Genomic DNA, 20,669 nt, shown 5'->3' on the forward strand with positions numbered 1-20,669 from the left:
GTCGAGTAAAAATAACAACGAACCTTGCAGCACCACACAAACCGTACATCATGAAAGCAAAAATAATTCGATGAGTTTAAACAGGCTTTATAAACAGAATAACTCATACTGACCAGGAGAAATTATTTTAAGTGTCGATTCGATAAAAACATCTTTTTTTATCAATAGAAGTGGACAAGTTGTTTTCAAATCAACCGGCTCAAATATTGACGATCCAAAATTAGAATTAGCGGTTAAAGAAATCATTAAACCCAAATAAGCACAATATTAGCTAAAATAATGCTACTGACATCAGATCAAGTCACTACCGGTTATAAACTAAAACAAAGCTGCTGTGTTTCTTTATTATTATGCTCAGCAAAACCTAGGGTTAATCCTATTAAACGTATTCCCCTAGATTGGCTGCGCAGCAGTGCTTTTAACAGTAATTTTTTAAAGGTGTTTTCATCACATTGGCTGCTTTGCTGTTCAACTGTTGTTTGGGTAAAGTCATTAAACTTAAGTTTAATCCCTTGCTTACTAATAACCATATGTTGATGTTTTTCTAATCTCACTAAAAGCTTCTCATATAAAAGCTCAACGGCACTTTCACACTCTTTTTCACCAGACAAATCTTGAGAAAAAGTGGTTTCTATCGCTAATGATTTTCTTACTCTGTCGGTTTCTAATTGGCGATGATCAATACCAAAACTACGTTGGTACAATGCAGGCGCAAACTTGCCGACAATAGGTGTTAATACGGCGACAGAACTTGCTCGTATATCTGCACATGACGAAAAGCCGTAACCCAATAACTTTTGTGCGGTTTTAGGGCCAATACCCGGAATTTTTTTCAACGGTAAATTTTCAACGAAACCACTAACATCTGCGGGTGTAACAACGCATTGACCATTAGGTTTGTTTTCATCACTGGCAATTTTAGCGATAAATTTATTAGGGGCAACACCTGCCGAGGCGGTTAGATTGAGCTCATTAAAAATATCACGACGTATTTGCTCCGCAATAAGCGTCGCACTGCCGTTAAACTCTTTGTTATTGGTAACATCTAGAAAAGCTTCATCAAGCGACAATGGTTCAATCAACTGAGTGTAACGTTGAAATATCGCCCTTATTTGTGCAGAAACTTCTTGGTAAACAGCCATTCTTCCTGAAACAATAACTAGCTCAGGGCAAAGTTGCATCGCCTTAATTGCTGGCATTGCCGAGCGAACACCAAATTTTCTTGCTTGGTAATTACACGTACACAAGACGCTTCTGGGCCCTGTACCACCGACCGCAAGTGGCACATTACGTAAAGACTCATTATCACGCATTTCAACAGCTGCATAGAAACAGTCCATATCTATATGTATTATTTTTCGGCTTTGAGTCATATTTTAGTCATGTTTTAATTATAGTAATCATGTTTATCAAAAGTCCCTTATTTCGCTGTGAAAAAATAAAGCATATTTTCGCTATGGACAACTCAACCTAGACTGTATACAAACACAGTATAAACTTTTAAGTTAATAGTTCAATACTGAAATAATAATTTGACCGCTGTTAATTTCATACTAAATACGTTAATTTGTCGCTTTATTTTTTATCAATGACTAGCTGATATTACTTTTATGATTACGCGCCTTTTACAAACAACTTTTGCCCTATTACTACTTTTATCACCTGCACTAGTGAATGCTCACACCAATGAAGCTAACCAAGCAGAGCTAAACTTACTTGTAGAGAATAACTACCAACTTAGTATCGATATTGATGTTTTGCATGTTATTAAAAGTCATCAAAAATCATCAGTAGATGAGGCAGATTTAATTAATTATCTGAAAAACCTCTCTTTAATTGAAATAAAGCAATTACTCTCAAAAATATTACAAATGATAAATCAACAAAGCGCTTTTATTATTGATGAAGAAAATGTACTTGTTGCCCCTTTTTCAGGGCTAACGGTATTTGAATTAAAAGCAATACTTGGCTCTGACTCACCAAATAAAATCATTAAGCTATTTTCGCAGGGTCAATTGCCACAAAAAAGTAAAAAAGCAGCCTTGATATTTTCGCCTATTTTAGGGGATGTCTTATTAACAGTTAGCCGTTCAGAGAAATCTTTAGTGCTATCCGGCCAGAACAGCCATCACTTTTCTACTGATGACATCAAGGGTGGTGTACGTAAACTTTCAACAGCCGAAATTAAACTGCTTAATATTGTTGAGTATATCTATCAGGGGTTTGTCCATATTCTGCCACAAGGGCTTGATCATATTCTCTTTGTACTCGCGCTATTTTTATTAGCCACTAAGACATCGACACTGCTCTGGCAGGTAAGTGCCTTTACGCTTGCCCATACCATTACGCTAGCTTTGGGTATCTTTGGTATTATCAACCTTCCTAGCTGCATTGTAGAGCCACTTATTGCCTTATCAATTGCTTACGTGGCTATTGAGAATATTTTTTATCACAAACTGACAAAGTGGCGCTTACCCATTATCTTTGCTTTTGGTTTACTGCACGGTTTAGGGTTTGCAGCAGTACTTGTTGAACTGGGCTTACCCAAGAGTGAGTATATCAGTAGCTTGATTTCATTTAATATTGGCGTTGAGTTCGGTCAAATAACGGTCATTGCCTTGGCTTTATTAGCGACGCGCTGGTTTGCTAAAAAACCTCAATATAGACAATACGTGGTGATACCGTTAAGTGTGCTTATCGCCGTTATCGCTATTTATTGGTTTATCGAAAGAACCTTTTAATACGAAACACAGGGCATATCGTCGCTTAATATTGAGTCGTAAAATGAACAACGGCCTTAAACCTACTTTATAGAGATTTAAGACCGTTGCCGTATAAACTAATTGATAATGGCTATATTAATTACTCAGGTTCATAATCCAAGTTAGCTGACAGCCAACGCTCTGCTTGTGGCAATGTCATCCCTTTGCGAGTAGCATAATTAATCACTTGGTCTTTAGCGACTTTAGCGACCGCAAAGTATTTTGATTCTGGATGAGCAAAGTACCAACCACTAACCGCGGCTCCAGGCCACATGGCAAAACTTGAGGTGAGCTCCATGCCGATGTTTTCTTCAACATTGAGTAGTTCCCACAACAAACCTTTTTCAGTATGCTCTGGACAGGCAGGATAACCCGGCGCAGGTCTAATACCTTGATATTTTTCACGAATTAAATCATCATTAGCAAGCGACTCTTGTGGGGCATATCCCCAGTATTCTTTGCGAATTTTTTCATGGAGATATTCAGCACTCGCTTCTGCTAATCGGTCGGCAACAGCTTTAACTAAAATACTATTGTAGTCATCATGTTGAGCGGCGAACTCCTTCACTAGGTCATCACAACCATAACCTGCAGATACCGCGAAAGCACCAACATAATCTTTAATACCCGACGTTTTATCGGCGATATAATCAGCCAAACAACGGTTAAACTGCCCTGCTGGTTTTTTACTTTGTTGACGTAATTGATGTAATTTCATCAATGGTTTATCTCGGTTTTCATCTGCAAACAATATTAAATCATCTTGTTGACGATGAGCTGGAAACAGACCAAAAACCGCTTTTGCCGTTAACTTTTTACTGTTAATAATATCGTCTAATAAAGCATTAGCATCATTAAATAGATTAGTTGCCTCTTCGCCGACCACTTCGTGTCGTAAAATAAGCGGATATTTGCCTGATAATTGCCAAGTCATGAAAAATGGCGTCCAATCGATGTAGTTTCGAATGACATTTAAATCAAGATTATCAAGTACCGTAATACCAAGTTTATTGGGTATTTTAGGGGTATAGTTTTCAAAACTTATCGGCGCAGCATTAGCGCGTGCATCTTCTAGTGATATTAAGCTTGAACGTGGTCCTTTTTTATAATGACGCTCACGCACCCGCACATATTCATCATCTTGACGCGCTAAAAATGCCGCACGTTTCTCACTATCATCTGAAAGTAAAGTACTAACGACTGAAACTGAACGCGACGCATTAGGCACATATATCACCGGATGTTGATATTGTTGCTCTATTTTAACGGCAGTATGAGCTTTTGATGTTGTCGCGCCACCAATAAGTAACGGCAAGTCAAAATTAAGACGTTTCATTTCTTTAGCGACATGCACCATTTCATCAAGTGACGGTGTTATCAAACCTGATAATCCAATCACATCGACTTTTTCGGCTTTCGCCACGCGCAAGATATCATCACAAGAAACCATGACACCTAAATCAATAATTTCGTAGTTGTTACACTGCAAGACAACACCAACTATATTTTTACCAATATCGTGGACATCACCCTTTACTGTTGCCAGTAAGATTTTACCGTTTGATTTTATTTCAGTTTTTTCAGCTTCAATAAATGGATTTAAATGAGCAACAGCTTGTTTCATCACGCGGGCTGACTTTACCACTTGTGGCAAAAACATTTCGCCAGCACCAAATAAATCGCCAACGATATTCATACCATCCATTAATGGTCCTTCAATGACATCAAGAGGTCGTTCAGCCACTAGCCTTGCTGCTTCAGTATCTTCGACAATAAATTCATTAATGCCTTTAACCAAAGAGTATTCTAAACGCTCTTTAATCGGTAGCTCACGCCAGGTTAAATCAGCCTTATTGTTTTTGCTCCCCGCTTGCCCGCGATAAGACTCAGCCACATCAAGTAAGCGTTCTGTTGCGTCGTCATCACTATTTTGTATAACATCTTCGACAGCAAGGCGGAGATCGTCAGGAATATCTGAATAAATAGCTAACTGACCTGCATTTACAATGCCCATGTCCATACCATTTTTTATTGCGTGGTATAAGAACACCGCATGAATCGCTTCACGTACTGGGTTATTACCACGAAATGAAAATGACACGTTAGAAACACCGCCCGAAATCATCGCATGAGGCAGGTTTTCTTTTATATCGGCAACCGCTTCAATAAAATCTACTGCATAGTTATTATGTTCTTCGATACCGGTTGCTACCGCAAAAATATTCGGATCAAAAATAATGTCTTCTGCAGGAAAGCCTATTTCATTGACTAAAATTTCATAAGCACGTTTACATATTTCATACTTACGTACCCGTGTGTCTGCTTGACCTTGTTCGTCGAAGGCCATAACAATAACAGCCGCGCCATAACGGCGTAAAAGTTCAGCTTGTTTACGGAAGTTTTCTTCGCCCTCTTTTAAGCTGATTGAGTTAACAACCCCTTTGCCCTGAATACATTTCAAGCCTTCTTCTAAAATATCCCATTTAGAAGAATCAAGCATAATAGGCACTTTCGCGATATCTGGCTCACCAGCAATTAAATTCAAATAACGGATCATCGCCGCTTTTGAATCAAGCATGCCTTCATCCATATTTATATCTATAATTTGCGCGCCATTGGCGACTTGTTGCAGAGCAACTGCGACCGCTTGTTCGTAATTTTCTTCGGTAATTAAGCGCTTAAATACAGCAGAGCCAGTAACATTGGTTCGTTCACCAACGTTAACAAACAATGAAGTTTCATCTAGGGTTAACGCTTCAAGCCCGGACAGACGACAAGCAATTTTCCTGGCGCTAATTTCCCTAGGTGTTACATTGGCAACCGCATCGGCCATACCTTTTATATGCGCCGGCGTTGTACCACAACAACCACCAATAATGTTAAGGAATCCCGACTCAGCCCACTCGTTGACATGAACATTCATATCTTCGACGCTGAAATCGTATTCACCAAAGGCATTAGGCAAGCCTGCATTAGGATGAGCTGAAACAGCAAAGTCTGATATTCGACTCAATTCTGCCACATATTGTCTTAGTTCAACCGGACCTAATGCACAGTTCAAACCAAATGAAATAGGTTTTGCGTGGCGTAATGAATTATAAAAAGCTTCAGTTGTTTGCCCAGATAATGTTCTACCTGATGCATCAGTAATAGTACCAGACACCATTACTGGTAAACGTAACTGTAATTCATCAAAAACAGTTTCTACCGCAAAAACAGCGGCTTTAGCATTTAAGGTATCAAAAATAGTCTCGATAAGAATAATATCTGAGCCACCTTCAATCAGTGCTTTAGTTGATTCTATATAGGCATCTTTTAACTGATCAAAAGTCACATTACGATAAGCCGGATCGTTAACATCGGGTGAAATAGAACATGTTCTGTTGGTTGGCCCTAAAACACCGGCAACAAACCTAGGCTTATCAGGATTTTTAGCGGTAAATTCATCCGCTGCTGCACGGGCTATTTGTGCCGCAGCTAAATTTATTGCCGCACTGTACGACTGCATATCGTAATCTGCCATCGCAATCGTGGTGGCGTTAAAAGTATTCGTTTCAAGAATATCAGCACCCGCTTCAAGGTATTCATAGTGAATAGCTTTAATTACCTCGGGTTGTGTAAGCACTAACATATCATTATTGCCTTTGACATCAAGATGCCAATCCGCAAATTGTTCACCACGATAATCTTGCTCTTCAAATTTATAGGCTTGGATCATTGTTCCCATAGCACCGTCTAAAATAAGAATTCTTTTTTGTATTTCTTGCTCAAGACGACTAAATGATGCTGATTTTTTCATACGATTTCTCTACTTTTACTTTCAAACTTAATTTGATGGCTACATATATCCGACACTGTTTATATTTCTGCATCTGGATGTATTGCTTTAATATTTGTTGCGTCTAGCTTGTACGGTGTGATCTGATAGACATAATAGTTTAACCAATTAGTAAATAATAAACTGGCATGACTACGCCATGAACTGTGTGGCACTTTTGTTATGTCACCATCAATGTAATAATTGTTGGGCATAACTGCATCAACATCAGCCTTAAGGTCACGTTGAAACTCTTCATCTAATGTGGTTGAGTCATATTCTGGATGGCCGGTTAAATAGACCTGCTGTTTATTTTTGCTCGCGACGACATAAACGCCTGCTTGTGGAGATTCAGCAATAATCTTTAATTCAGGAATTGAGAGGTAATCAGACTTATCAATATATCCAAATCTTGAGTGTGGGACATTAAAAAATTCTTCAAAGCCGCGGGTAAGCTGTTCTTTTTGGTCGATGGGGCTATGCTGAAAAACACCGGATAATTTTTCTTTTCTTAAATGTCGTCGCAATCCATAGTGATGATATAGAGCGGCATGAGCCGCCCAACAAGAAAACATTGTTGAGGTAACATTTTCTTCAGCCCAATCAAATATTTCACAAATTTTATCCCAAAAAGTTACTTTCTCATATTCCATTAACGCCAATGGCGCACCGGTTATAATTAAGCCATCGTATTGAGTATTTTTAATGTCATCAAAGAGGCGGTAAAAATTATCTAAGTGCTCTTTTGGCGTATGTTTGGATTCATTGGCGTGAATACGCACAAAATCGACATTTATTTGTAAGGGTGTATTAGACAATACCCGTAATATTTGAACTTCTGTTTCAATTTTATTAGGCATTAGATTGAGAATAGCGACTTTCATTGGTCGAATTTCTTGACTTGCCGCTCTACGCTCAGACATTACAAAGATATTTTCTTCACCTAAAATAGATAAAGCAGGTAATAAATCTGGGATTTTAATGGGCATAGCGTTTACCTAATCAAATAATGTCAAATAAGCATGAACACTTCGTTCTCTACTTTCATCTATTAACTTATATTCTGGCTATCAATTAACATAAAGGTTTCGACTAACTCGAGCACTACGGATGATAACAAATAAATAAATATTATCATTTGATGGTACGTGTATTTTTAGCTATGTCAACATCTAAACGTATAGACGTCTATAATGTTTTTTACGTTAATATTATTTGTCATCTATAGCCTTAGCGAGTAAATATTGGTGTAACTAGCCTAATAGAGTGTTGCGTAGAAAAATGGGGAGGTATTCGATCAGTAAATAGGCTATCAGCCTATTAAATAAAAATGAAACAAGAGAAAAAAATCATTAATTAAATATAAAAAAGCCACTGTAAATACAGTGGCTTAATAATAGTTTAAACTTTTAATGTTTATTCTACAGCTTCTTCTTCTTTATCTTCTTTAGGTGGTTTCTCACTTGCTCTTACACTTTTAATTAACAGTAAGTCGCGTAAACGCTTATCAAGCTCTTTTGCCATTGCAGGTTTTTCTGCTAAAGATTTAGCTGCATTTGCTTTACCTTGACCAATGCGATCGCCATTGTAGCTATACCAAGAACCAGCTTTTTCAACCATGTTATGCAAAACACCTAAATCAATTAATTCACCTAAGCTATTAATACCTTGGCCATATAAAATCTGAAATTCAGCTTGTTTAAAGGGAGGCGCTATTTTGTTTTTAACTACTTTTACGCGGGTTTCGTTACCAATAATTTCGTCGCCTGCTTTTACAGCACCAATACGTCGAATATCTAAACGAACAGAAGCATAAAATTTAAGTGCATTACCACCCGTTGTGGTTTCAGGGGAACCAAACATCACACCAATTTTCATACGAATTTGGTTAATAAAAATAATCATGGTATTTGATTTTTTCAGATTACCCGTTAACTTACGCATTGCTTGTGAGAGCATACGAGCTTGTAAACCCATGTGCGAGTCGCCCATATCGCCTTCAATTTCAGCTTTGGGTGTAAGGGCAGCAACAGAATCGACAACAATAACGTCAATAGCACCTGAACGCGTTAGCATGTCACAAATCTCTAACGCTTGCTCACCAGTATCAGGCTGAGAAACAAGTAACTCATTAATATTAACACCTAGCTTTTCAGCATAAATTGGGTCTAATGCATGCTCGGCATCAACGAATGCACAAACTTTACCATTACGCTGAGCTTCAGCAATAACTTCAAGCGTTAACGTTGTTTTACCACTTGATTCAGGACCATAAATTTCAACAACACGCCCAAGTGGCAAGCCACCAGCACCTAATGCAACATCAAGCGCTAATGAACCTGTAGAAATGGTTTCAACATCCATGGTGTTGTTATCACCAAGCTTCATAATTGAGCCTTTACCAAATTGTCTTTCGATTTGACTTAATGCTGCTGCTAATGCTTTTTCTTTATCATCTTTCATATTTATTCCGCCGATGTTGCTAAGATTTCGTTTGATGAGGCAAGTATACTGTATGATCATACAGTATCAAGCTTTTTTACAACTATTTTCATTTTATTATCAAAAAATAAAAAAGGTGACTTTTAAGCAATTGATAAATAATAAAATAATCAACAACGATAACTTTCAACCATTGCCCACCAAAAAGTTACTATTTATATTGTTAGTATAAAATCATTACATAAACCTTATAGTATTCAGTAAAAATTTTAGTTAAATAAATAGAGTCTAAATTTACCAGTTATGACATAATTACGACCTTACTCTTTCATTGAACTTATGAGTTACCGCATAGAAATGACGACAGCAAACTTAGACTTATCCTCACACACCCCTATGATGCGCCAGTACTTAACCATTAAAGCTGAGTTCCCTCATATTTTAATTTTTTATCGCATGGGTGACTTTTACGAATTATTTTTTGATGATGCAAAAAAAGCATCTGATTTGCTCGATATTTCATTAACCGCTCGCGGCAAGACAGGTGGCAATGCAATACCTATGGCGGGCGTTCCCTATCATGCGGTGGAGAATTATCTAGCAAAATTAGTACAACTGGGTGAATCTGTTGCCATTTGTGAACAAATTGGTGACCCAGCAACCAGCAAAGGCCCTGTTGAACGTAAAGTTGTTAGGGTTATTACTCCAGGTACGGTGAGTGATGAAGCATTATTACTTGATAAGCATGACAACCTAATTGTTGCGGTAAGTGAAGGTAATAATAAGTCATCGCAACGCTTTGGGCTGTCTTATCTTGATATGACCAGTGGCCGCTTTGTACTGACTGAGCCAAATACCATTGAACAGTTACAAGCTGAACTACAGCGTTTATCTCCTGCTGAATTACTATACAGTGAATCGTTCTCAGCGCCAGAGTTACTAAAAGGCTATCAAGGGTTAAGAAGAAGACCTGAATGGGAGTTTGATTTAGACACAGCTACTAATTTACTCAATACACAATTTGGCACTAAAGAACTTTCTGGTTTTGGTGTTGGTGATAAATTATTAGGCTTAATGGCCGCTGGTTGTTTATTTCAATATGTAAAGGAATGTCAACGCAGTGCGCTTCCTCACATTCGAGCCATTATTTGTGAGTCTTCTGCTTCTGGTGTAATTTTAGATGCGGCAACTCGTCGTAATTTAGAACTCACGCAAAACTTACAAGGTGGCTTTGAAAATACTCTAGCATCGGTATTAGACAAGTCAGCGACACCAATGGGTTCTAGATTACTAAAACGTTGGTTACATTTTCCTTTACGTGATTTAAACATATTAACTGCACGTCAAAATGCAATTAGTGAACTGTTGTCACAAGATTTAACGACTGAATTATTTAGCCAACTTAAATCTTTTGGTGATATTGAGCGTATTGTTTCTCGCATTGCCTTACGCTCTGCACGTCCAAGAGATTTTGCTCGCTTACGTAATGCTTTAAGTCAATTGCCTGAACTTCAGCAACATTTACAAACTTGTCAGCAAGCACATATCACTGAATTAGCATCAAAAAGCTTTCCAATACCCAACTTACACGACTTATTGCAGCATGCTTTAGTTGAAAACCCACCCGTTCTTATCCGTGATGGTGGCGTTATTGCCAAAGGCTATCATGAAGAACTTGATGTGTTACGTGACTTAAGTGATGGCGCAACTGAATTTCTTGCCCAACTCGAAGCACGTGAAAAAGAACGTACGGGTATTAGTTCCTTAAAAGTAGGTTATAACAGGGTTCATGGCTTCTTTATTGAAATGAGTCGTACTGCCGCGAACGATGTACCTGATGATTATATTCGCCGACAAACCTTAAAAAATAACGAACGTTTTATTACCAATGAACTAAAGCAACACGAAGAAAAAGTACTCAGTGCACAGAGTAAGTTTCTCGCCTTAGAAAAACGTTTATATGATGAATTGTTCGATTTAGTATTACCTGATTTAGAAAAACTGCAATTACTTGCTCAAGCTGTCGCAGAACTAGACGTTTTAAATACCTTTGCAGAACGTGCAGAAAGCCTAAATTATGTTAAACCAAGTCTAAGCCAAAATGACGGTATTGAGATCAAAGCCGGTCGTCATCCTGTCGTTGAGTTAATGACTAGTGAGCCCTTTATCGCTAACCCAGTCACATTAAATAATGAACGTAAGATGTTGATCATTACGGGTCCTAATATGGGCGGTAAATCTACCTATATGCGCCAAACAGCGCTCATTGTTTTATTGGCTCATATTGGTTGTTATGTCCCTGCTGATGCGGCAAATATTAGTATGGTTGATCGAATATTCACCCGTATTGGTGCTTCTGACGACCTAGCGAGTGGTCGTTCAACCTTTATGGTTGAAATGACAGAAACCGCAAACATTCTCCATAATGCAACAGAAAAAAGTTTAGTGTTACTTGATGAAATAGGCAGAGGAACCAGTACTTATGACGGTTTATCTCTTGCTTGGGCGTGCGCTGAAATGCTGGCGATTAAAACTAAAGCCTTTACTTTATTCGCTAGCCATTATTTTGAGCTAACTCTGTTAGCCGATCAGATACCAAGCTTGGTTAATGTTCATTTAGATGCGGTTGAACATGGTGATACCATCGTCTTTATGCATACCGTTCAAGAAGGCGCTGCAAGTAAGAGCTTTGGCTTACAGGTTGCACAACTTGCTGGTGTGCCCAAGACCGTTATTCAACGGGCTAAACAACGCTTGGCTGAACTGGAAAGACAACAAGCTCCTTCTGTTATCAATGTTGAACAACAACCCTTCGAGCAACTTTCATTTATTGATAACTCTCACCCCGTACTCGAATCATTGTCATCAATTGATGTAAACGATTTAACCCCCAAACAAGCATTGGATTTATTATTTGAGTTTAAAAGCAAAATTTAGCTCTTAATAATAAGTAAAAAAAACCAGCAATTGCTGGTTTTTTTATCGAAGCTAAAATATCTACGCTTGAAACAAAGCTTCAATCGATAAGTCTTGTTGACTTAAAATATCGCGTAAACGCTTAAGCGCTTCAACTTGAATTTGACGAACACGTTCACGTGTTAAACCAATTTCTACACCAACATCTTCTAATGTTGCCGCTTCATATCCTAATAAACCAAAACGACGGGCAAGTACTTCACGTTGCTTAGAGTTAAGTTCGTTTAACCAGTGGATAATATTATTTTTAATATCGGATGTTTGCAAGCTACCTTCTGGACCACCACTTTTATCATCAGGGATCACATCAAGTAATACTTTATCGTTTTCACCACCGAAGGGTGAATCGACTGAGGTCATACGTTCATTTAGACGCAACATTTTAGTGACATTAGCGACTGGCACATCAAGCGCTTCAGCAATATCTTCTGCAGTAGGTTCGTGATCAAGCCTTTGCACTAATTCACGCGAAGTGCGTAAATAAATATTGAGTTCTTTAACGACATGGATAGGGAGACGAATAGTACGTGTTTGATTCATAATGGCACGTTCAATTGTTTGACGTATCCACCATGTTGCATAAGTTGAAAAACGAAATCCACGTTCGGGATCAAATTTTTCTACCGCGCGGATTAAACCTAAGTTACCTTCTTCAATAAGGTCAAGTAGGGGTAAACCACGATTATTATAACGACGGGAAATTTTAACAACTAAACGCAGATTACTTTCGATCATACGTTTTCTTGAGGGTTCATCACCTTTAAGGGCAAGGCGAGAAAAGTACACTTCTTCTTCTGCGCTAAGTAATGGAGAAAATCCAATTTCGCTTAAATACAATTGGGTGGCGTCTAAATTCGATGGCACATCTTCTCTATCTTTAGATGATGCTCTAGTTGATTCTTTGTTATCTACACTAGTACTTACCAATTCTTTTTCTATACCCATGATGTATCTCCCGATATTTAGCAAAGCCAACTATCAATGATTAAATATGCACACTAACTCCAATTTATTATTATTATTATTTGTCGTTATTTAGACAGGTACTTCATAGGATTTACTGATTTACCGCGAAAGCGAACTTCAAAATGAAGCATGACTCTTTCAGCGTCTGTATCACCCATTTTCGCTATAACCTGACCCGCTTTTACCGACTGTTTTTCTTTCACTAAGATACTATCGTTATGAGCATAAGCACTAAGGTAATCATCATTATGTTTAACAATAATTAGCTGACCGTATCCTCGTAAAGCATCTCCGGCATAAACTACCACACCATCAGCTGTCGATTTAATCGAGTCACCACGTATACCTGCGATGTTTATTCCTTTATTACCTTGTTTTGCTGTAGAAAAACCTTCTGTAACTTTTCCTTGAGCAGGCCACAACCAACTTCTTATTTTTTGAGAAAAAATTGTGCCATTTGTAGAGGTTTTATTGTTTACTTTTTGCCCTCTTACATTTTTACCATACGCCTGCTTTTTATTTGATGCAACAGGTTTTTTTACCCTTGTTGGTATGTTACTTTTCTGCTTTTCATTGCGCGCTATATTACTAGTGGCTTGGCTCGAATTTTTAACTAAAAATAATTTTTGTCCGGGGAATATTTTGTAAGGAGATACCAGATTATTAAAAGTGGCTAAGCTACTAATATCAACATTAGCTCGCCAAGCAATAGAGTATAGAGTTTCACCTTTTTTAACGATGTACTCGCGACCCTTTAAGCTATTTTTAACACGCTTACTTAATGGAACTGAGCCTTGAACATCAACAACGGGGGCGGGTTTATGGTTAGAAGAACAACTTACCACAGACAAACTAAGCACTAAAAAAACCACATAAGTGATTGTTTTAGTACTTAATAGAACATAATTTTCACGATTTAAAATCAAAAAACCATCCTAGTGTTGTCTGTATTGATTTAACGTAAAACAAAATAAGCCACAATAATAAGCCCAACAATCAGCCAACCCAGTATATCTACCCATTGTCTTATCTTTTGTTCCATAGCGGCACCTCCCCAGCGAATAACACCGGCAACTAAGAAAAATCGCATCCCACGACCAATTGCTGAAGCGATTAAAAATGGCAGAAAAGCCATATGTAAGAAGCCAGCACTGACTGTGAATAGTTTATAAGGGATCGGTGAAAATCCAGCAATAAAGACGACCCAAACACCCCATTGCTGAAACCACAGCACAACGGCGTCAAAAGCATCTTGCTTACCCAAAGCGGTAATTGCTGGTTGTATCCAAGGTTCAAACATATAATAACCGAGTAAATAACCAACAGAACCTCCCAAAATTGAAGCTATCGTTGTTAGTGTTGCATAAGACCATGCTTTATGTGGTTTAGCCAGCACCATGGGTGCTAAAAGCACATCGGGGGGAATAGGGAAAAATATAGATTCAGCAAAAGTTATTAGTGCCAGTATTCTTGGCGCAAATTTATGTTCAGCAAAACGAAGTATCCATTCATACATTTTTGAAAAAATTTTCAATTAAATCATACCTTTTTTAGATAATAAAGACCGAGTAATATTGTTTAGTTTATTTATGCAAAGACCGCAATACTCTGCAGCAAATCTAGGGCTATGGCAGTAACGTACTCGCACAGTTTTTTATATCAAGCGATGAAATTAAATTAACGCACCGGGCACAAGCGGTACAAATTTAACCATTTCAACTTGTTGTTCTTTGTACTCATCGCCATGACGAGTAATAACTTTCAGTATTTGCGTATCTGTGCCAACAGGTATCACTAAGCGCCCACCATCAGCTAGCTGTTCGAGTAATGCCTTAGGCACTTCAGTTGGCGCTGCAGTAACAATAATCGCTTGAAAAGGAGACTTACTACTCCAACCTTGCCAGCCATCACCGTGCTTCATTGAGACGTTATTTAAATCTATTGATTGCAAGCGACGTTTCGCCTGCCATTGTAATGCCTTAATACGCTCGACCGAAAAAACTTTAGCAACCAATTGTGTAAGGATGGATGTTTGATAACCAGACCCTGTTCCTATTTCTAGAATGCTGTCAGGGACACCGTCCGCTAATAATAATTCTGACATTTTTGCCACTATATAAGGTTGAGAAATAGTTTGTCCCTGCCCAATAGGCAAAGCCGTATTGTCGTATGCTTTATGCGCTAAGATTTCAGGAACAAAAATATGACGAGGTGATTGAGCAATTGCTTGCAACACTCGCTGATCACGTATCCCTTCTGTGTATAATTTTTGCGCTAATAGCTCGCCGCTACGACGTGATTTACCGCTCACATTGCTCCCTACCCTTACATTCATAACCTGCTCTTTTTATTTTTTTTATTTTAAATTAACATGTGATTTATCTAAAATTTAGCAATAACTCAAGGGTAACTTAAATGATTAAGTCGCCAACCCAACGAGTGATCGATGCCAAACTATCATGGGCGGTCATATCAACGGTTAACGGGGTTATCGATGCATAACCATTGGCAATAGCATGAAAGTCTGTACCTTCGCCACAATCTTGCTCTTGGCCTAATCGACCGTACCAATATATATCACGTTGCCATGGGTCTTGCGTTTTTTCCATCATTTCTGCTTTATGACGATTACCCAAGCGTGTCACCTTGATACCTTTTAATTCACTAAGCGGAATATCAGGGACATTAATATTGATAATTTGATCAACGGCTAATGGGTGAGATTGTAAACGTTGAATAAATTTTGCCGTAACCACGGCAGCTGTTTGGTAGTTTTGTTCACTTTGACCCACCAAGGAAACAGCGATTGCTGGCATCCCCATGTGCCGCCCTTCGGTTGCCGCCGCAACCGTACCTGAATATAAGGTATCATCGCCTAGGTTTGCGCCACAGTTAATACCGGCAACAACTAAATCAGGTGTCAGCAGCTGACTGATGCCAAGATGAACTGAATCGGTTGGTGTGCCGTTTACTGAAATGAAACCATTGTCTAACGTTTGAATGCGTAGCGGATTCATTAGCGTTAAAGAGTTACTGGCACCACTACAGTTTCTATCGGGTGCGACTACCGTTACCTTAGCTATTTTTACTAATTCGTCGTGTAAAACTTTAATACCTAAAGCATGAACACCGTCATCGTTACTGAGTAATATTTTCATTAGTTTACCGCTCGCTCTGTCATATCTTGATAACTGATTAATTCACGTAAAATGGTGGTTGCATAACAACCAGAAGGTAAAAAGAAGCTCAATGTTATAGTGTCATCAACCGACTTTATACTGCCTTCAGTTAACGACAACCTAATTCTACGTCGTTCTTGCTTTAAGCCAAATTTAGCTAAACCTTGGCAAAAGTCAGCGTAACCATCGGCAACCTGTTGCTCTAGCTGTTGTGATTCACCTTGCGACATTAATTCGCCAGCGCCCCACAGCGCAGCCGTTAAGTCGATATCTTTTTCTTGAAAGCGTTGACGAATGGTTGCATCGATTTCATCAGCCAAAAATACCGACTGTGTGCCGCTTAACATAAAAACATCACCCGTTTGTAAAGATTCAAACTGATTTCTTTCAATACGAGTACTGATTATTTGATTAAATATTTCTGAGCGAGCCGCCGATAAATAAAGGCCACGTTTCTTTTTATCTTTTACTTTCTTACCTTGAAATAACTCCAACGCTCTTTCAAGGTTGCCGCCATTAATACCAAAGCGTTGTTCACCAAAGTAGTTAGGCACACCAAATTGGCTAACTGCTGCCCAGCGGCGTAAGACATCATCGGTATTACTGACATTACGTAACACTAATTCGAAGTGATTACCTGACAAGGCACCGATGCGTAATTTTTTGTTATGACGTTGTTGGGAAAGAACTTCGACACCTTCGATGGCTAAGTTACTTAAATCATAAATCGCTTTGCCTGGTAGGTGAATACCAAACCACTGCTCGGTAACAGCAAATCTGTCTTTTAAGCCGGCATAAGAAACTAAACCTTCTTTTACCTTAAAGTATTTAGCCAACTCACGGGCAACAACTAGCGTATTGGCGCCAGTTTTTCTCAGATGAATAAATAAATGCTCACCTTCGCCGCAAGGTTCAAAAGGTAATTTTTCAAAGACCTTAAAATCAGACATTTCACTACGAAGTTGACCAGTGGCATTCGGTTGGGTATATAAATATTGTAATGACTTGCTCATTTTATTGATTATTCTCTATAACGGCTGCAGAAGATTTTGTCAGTAAGACCACAGCGTGAACAGCCACACCTTCTTTACGACCTGCATAACCTAACTTTTCAGTCGTGGTTGCTTTTACATTCACTTGATCTAGCTCTGCTTGTAAGTCTTCACTTAAGCAAGTACGCATCGCCAATAAATGTGGTGCTATTTTAGGGGCTTGTGCAACGATAGTAATATCGGCATTACCGAGTTGATAGCCTTTTTCAATCATTAAACCGACAACATGCTTTAATAAAATTCGACTATCGATATTTTCATACTGGCCATCTGTATCAGGAAAGTGATTACCAATATCGGCTAAGCAAAGCGCCCCCAATATTGCGTCACACAAAGCGTGAATAGCAACATCACCATCCGAGTGAGCAATAAAGCCTTGCGGATAATCTATTTCTACACCGGCTAAAACAATAGGGCCTTTGCCACCAAATTTGTGTACATCAAAGCCGTGACCTATTCTCATGGTGTTTCCTGTAATGTTGGTTTTTGTTGCTGTTGTTTTTGCTTAGCTAAGAAAAAAGCAGCTAAAACGAGATCATCTGGATGAGTAATTTTTATATTTTCACTGCTTGCCGAAACTAACAGACTAGGTAAATTAGCCCGTTCAATTGCTGATGACTCATCAGTGAGTTCAGCTCCCTGATTAAGGCCATTAATAATCGCGGCTTTTAATTCTCGCACGGGAAACATTTGTGGTGTTAGCGCGTGCCATAAATGCTCTCGCGCTACCGTTGACAAAACTTGCGGACCATTTAACGTACTCAAAACCGATCGTTTCATGGTGTCTCGCACCGGTGCAGCTAATAATCCACCCACTTCTTTTGCTAGGCAACGAGCAATTAACGTTGAAATATCATCATGAGTAACACAAGGTCTCGCGGCATCATGCACCAATACCCAAGAATAGTGCTCAGGGTCAATCGCTGTTAATCCAGCCAGTACAGAGTCAACTCGTTCTTTGCCGCCAATAACCGTTTCAACCTGAGCATTATTGATCAATGAAGTTTGTGGGTAATATTCATCATTTGCACTAAGCGCGATAATGACTTTATTTATCGACGGATGACTTAACAGGCGTTCAATGGTGTGTTCTAAAATCGTTTTATTATCAATAGTTAAATATTGCTTAGGACAATTTGCTTGCATACGTTTACCTGCACCCGCAGCAGGAACAACAGCAATAAATTGTTGAGTGAGATCTTTTGAATTAATTAGCATAACGTTGTTATTCCGGATCTATTTGCATGGTGTTTTTTTCAGAGGGTATTACACGAAAAAATGTTTCGTTTTCTTTTATCATCCCTAACTCATTTCGGGCGCGCTCTTCAATAGCTTCGACGCCTGATTTTAAATCGTCGGTATCAGCATATAATAATTTATTACGTTGTTTTAGCTTGTTATTGTCCGCTATTTCACGTTTAACTTCTTGTTCCAAAGCTAGATAGTCAGGCACACTGTTTTTCCCAAACCATAGTCGGTGTTGTAATAACATCAGAAAAACCAGTAAAAGTACGGTTATAGCGCGCATAAAAACCTAATATAAAGCTTAAAATTCAGTCAAAAAAGTGCCAGTACGATTGCCATTATAAATGGGTGTTTGCTGGTGTAAACATTATTAACACATTAATAATGTTTAAAAATTAAATTGCTAACGATTGTTTAAAGTTACGCCAGTTAATAGCACAAGATAACAACAACTCACGTAAACTCGGTGTTAAAGGGTTTGCTCGGTGAGCATTTAACCAACAATGGCCACTACAAGCTGCAGTCATCACTTTCTTATTGGGTTTGAGTAATTGCCCTATTGCTTGGTTTTGTTCAAGTCCAGTTAAAGAAAACCAACCATGAAGATTGGTTCGAAAACGCTGTTGCTCAAGATCAATTCTGTCAATAGAGTCTAATAATATCGTGGCATCTTTTGCAATAGGCACCACTAGGCCATGATGCAACGTTGCCGATAAATACCACTGTTTTACTGACTCGCTGTCTTGACCATTTAATGGCATCTGTAAACCTTGTTTAGCTGACCAAGTTGCATTTTGCACATCAAGCTTTAGAGGTGTTTGCACTTGTAACATGGAATTTGCCGTACGCTTGATATAATGAGGTAAACTTTTTAATCGACCCTGCATCAATGGGGCTGATAAAAGAGGATCTATACTCAACTGCCCCAACTCTCTTTCGTATAGCGCATTACAAAGCTCAGCAAAATCAGCTGATTGATAGTCCCTTTGCCATATTGTGGTTTGTTCATTCATGAATAATTGAGTGCTTTTTAATACGTTACTGGGTAGAATTTAACCTGAAGTTTAAGCATAACCTATTGGGTGAAAAAGATAAAATAAAGCTACAGTCTTTATTTATGGCTATTATCATACACATTATTAGCTTTATCGCCCTTAATATTAACCAATAGCGCTATGCTGTTAATTGAACTCCACATAACCTAACACCGAAAACTCATGGAAAATATATGTTTGAAAAAGTAGCAAGTAAAAGCCCAGTAGTAGAAAAAACTATCTCTCTAGCGCCAACCGATTTATTACGACAAGAAATAGATCAGGTCAGTTATATTTATAATATCATTGTTAATTTTTTTGCTAATTATACCTTCCAATTGATTGGCGCCTTCATCATTTTCGCGCTCGGTTATATCGTCGCAGGCAAAATATCCAATGTTGTATTGAGACTATGTACAAAACATAAACTTGATATCACCTTAAGTCAGTTTTTGGCCAGTACCACCAAAATGCTTATCGTTATTATGATAACCGTTATCTCGTTAAGTAAATTAGGCATTAGTGTTACGCCATTTATAGCTGCCATTGGTGCCATTTCTCTTGGTGCAGGCTTAGCCTTACAAGGTTTATTAGCTAACTATGCAGCTGGTTTTAATATTATTATTATTCGCCCCTTCGTGGTTGGCGATACCATAACTGTGCGCGGTGTTACCGGCATAGTCAAAGAAGTTCTCCTGGCTTATACCATAATTCATGACCAAGACGGTGTTGCGATTACCATACCGAACAAACATATTGTTGGCGAGATATTACACAACTCCAAACATGACTCATTATTAGAGTTAACAGTGGGTATCGCTTATAAAGAAGATCCATTACAAGTGGTTACTATTTTAGAAAGAACGATAGAGGAACTCAATATCGTTGGTGAATCGCGCGAACCACAAATTGGTATTAGCGAATTTGCTGACAGCTCTATCAATATTTCGATACGCTTATGGACGCCCACGGCTAATTATTATGATGCTAAATTTAAAGCCTACAAAGCAATTTACTTAGCCCTGAAAGAAAACAATATCGAGATCCCGTTCCCACAACGCGATGTTCATTTAATCTCACAAGCTTAGTATAACAGTTGAATAAGTCTGACTTTCCACCATAAATTCAATGCATAAAAAAACCACTTATTGAGTGGTTTTTTTTCGAGGAAAATTGTAGCTGCGGATAATGTTCGA

17 protein-coding genes are annotated in these 20,669 nt (G+C 38.4%); 3 read left to right on the plus strand and 14 right to left on the minus strand.

Translation table 11 applies throughout. The features are described 5' to 3' along the window. Window positions 1-311 precede the first annotated feature (311 nt). Window positions 312-1,373, minus strand: a complete 1,062-nt coding sequence (gene dinB, locus H4J66_RS16335; protein ID WP_182176032.1) for a DNA polymerase IV — start codon at window positions 1,371-1,373, stop codon at window positions 312-314. 237 nt (window positions 1,374-1,610) lie between these two features. On the opposite strand from dinB, the gene H4J66_RS16340 reads away from it, so the two are divergent. Then, a complete protein-coding gene (locus tag H4J66_RS16340; RefSeq protein WP_182176033.1) occupies window positions 1,611-2,741 on the plus strand; it encodes a HupE/UreJ family protein in 1,131 nt (376 codons plus the stop codon). Between the two features lie 121 nt (window positions 2,742-2,862). Here the strand turns inward: H4J66_RS16340 and metH are convergent, their stop codons facing one another. From metH to recA, 3 genes are all read right to left on the minus strand, one after another. Continuing rightward, the gene (metH, locus tag H4J66_RS16345; RefSeq protein ID WP_182176034.1) at window positions 2,863-6,561 is read right to left on the minus strand and encodes a methionine synthase; all 3,699 of its coding nucleotides are present in this window, start codon (window positions 6,559-6,561) and stop codon (window positions 2,863-2,865) included. 59 nt (window positions 6,562-6,620) lie between these two features. After that, window positions 6,621-7,568: a homoserine O-succinyltransferase gene (metA, locus tag H4J66_RS16350; RefSeq protein ID WP_182176035.1), complete on the minus strand. Its 948-nt coding sequence runs from the start codon at window positions 7,566-7,568 to the stop codon at window positions 6,621-6,623. A 427-nt stretch (window positions 7,569-7,995) separates the two neighbouring features. Next, window positions 7,996-9,042 carry a recombinase RecA gene (recA, locus tag H4J66_RS16355; protein WP_182176036.1) on the minus strand — a complete coding sequence of 349 codons (1,047 nt, stop codon included), beginning with the start codon at window positions 9,040-9,042 and terminating at the stop codon, window positions 7,996-7,998. 336 nt (window positions 9,043-9,378) lie between these two features. Between recA and mutS the strand changes: the two genes are divergently transcribed. Beyond that, window positions 9,379-11,958: a DNA mismatch repair protein MutS gene (gene mutS / locus H4J66_RS16360; RefSeq protein WP_182176509.1), complete on the plus strand. Its 2,580-nt coding sequence runs from the start codon at window positions 9,379-9,381 to the stop codon at window positions 11,956-11,958. Window positions 11,959-12,018: 60 nt separating this feature from the next. Here the strand turns inward: mutS and rpoS are convergent, their stop codons facing one another. The 10 genes from rpoS to H4J66_RS16410 form a co-directional block, all read right to left on the minus strand. Next, entirely contained in the window at window positions 12,019-12,942 is a 924-nt protein-coding gene (gene rpoS, locus H4J66_RS16365; protein ID WP_182176037.1) for an RNA polymerase sigma factor RpoS, read from the minus strand. Between the two features lie 86 nt (window positions 12,943-13,028). Further along, entirely contained in the window at window positions 13,029-13,889 is an 861-nt protein-coding gene (locus H4J66_RS16370; protein ID WP_220463330.1) for a peptidoglycan DD-metalloendopeptidase family protein, read from the minus strand. 29 nt (window positions 13,890-13,918) lie between these two features. Continuing rightward, window positions 13,919-14,497 (minus strand): YqaA family protein, encoded by a 579-nt coding sequence (locus H4J66_RS16375; protein ID WP_182176038.1) that lies wholly within the window; start codon window positions 14,495-14,497, stop codon window positions 13,919-13,921. 138 nt (window positions 14,498-14,635) lie between these two features. Continuing rightward, window positions 14,636-15,274, minus strand: a complete 639-nt coding sequence (locus H4J66_RS16380; protein ID WP_409049367.1) for a protein-L-isoaspartate(D-aspartate) O-methyltransferase — start codon at window positions 15,272-15,274, stop codon at window positions 14,636-14,638. Window positions 15,275-15,374: 100 nt separating this feature from the next. Further along, window positions 15,375-16,121, minus strand: a complete 747-nt coding sequence (surE, locus tag H4J66_RS16385) for a 5'/3'-nucleotidase SurE (protein WP_182176040.1) — start codon at window positions 16,119-16,121, stop codon at window positions 15,375-15,377. After that, window positions 16,121-17,155 carry a tRNA pseudouridine(13) synthase TruD gene (gene truD, locus H4J66_RS16390; protein ID WP_182176041.1) on the minus strand — a complete coding sequence of 345 codons (1,035 nt, stop codon included), beginning with the start codon at window positions 17,153-17,155 and terminating at the stop codon, window positions 16,121-16,123. Before truD ends, surE begins: the two co-directional genes overlap by 1 nt. A gap of 1 nt (window position 17,156) precedes the next feature. Then, entirely contained in the window at window positions 17,157-17,657 is a 501-nt protein-coding gene (ispF, locus tag H4J66_RS16395) for a 2-C-methyl-D-erythritol 2,4-cyclodiphosphate synthase (protein ID WP_070374503.1), read from the minus strand. Next, window positions 17,654-18,412, minus strand: a complete 759-nt coding sequence (gene ispD / locus H4J66_RS16400) for a 2-C-methyl-D-erythritol 4-phosphate cytidylyltransferase (protein ID WP_182176042.1) — start codon at window positions 18,410-18,412, stop codon at window positions 17,654-17,656. Before ispD ends, ispF begins: the two co-directional genes overlap by 4 nt. A 7-nt stretch (window positions 18,413-18,419) precedes the next feature. Next, window positions 18,420-18,722: a cell division protein FtsB gene (gene ftsB / locus H4J66_RS16405; RefSeq protein ID WP_182176043.1), complete on the minus strand. Its 303-nt coding sequence runs from the start codon at window positions 18,720-18,722 to the stop codon at window positions 18,420-18,422. A gap of 112 nt (window positions 18,723-18,834) precedes the next feature. Beyond that, window positions 18,835-19,452: a hypothetical protein gene (locus H4J66_RS16410; RefSeq protein ID WP_182176044.1), complete on the minus strand. Its 618-nt coding sequence runs from the start codon at window positions 19,450-19,452 to the stop codon at window positions 18,835-18,837. A 215-nt stretch (window positions 19,453-19,667) separates the two neighbouring features. Here H4J66_RS16410 and H4J66_RS16415 point away from each other — a divergent pair, with 215 nt between their 5' ends. Continuing rightward, on the plus strand, window positions 19,668-20,561 hold the full coding sequence (locus H4J66_RS16415; protein WP_182176045.1) for a mechanosensitive ion channel family protein: 894 nt from the start codon (window positions 19,668-19,670) through the stop codon (window positions 20,559-20,561). The last annotated feature ends 108 nt before the right edge of the window (window positions 20,562-20,669 follow it).

The organism is Colwellia sp. MB3u-55 (assembly GCF_014076785.1).
Lineage (GTDB): Bacteria > Pseudomonadota > Gammaproteobacteria > Enterobacterales > Alteromonadaceae > Colwellia_A.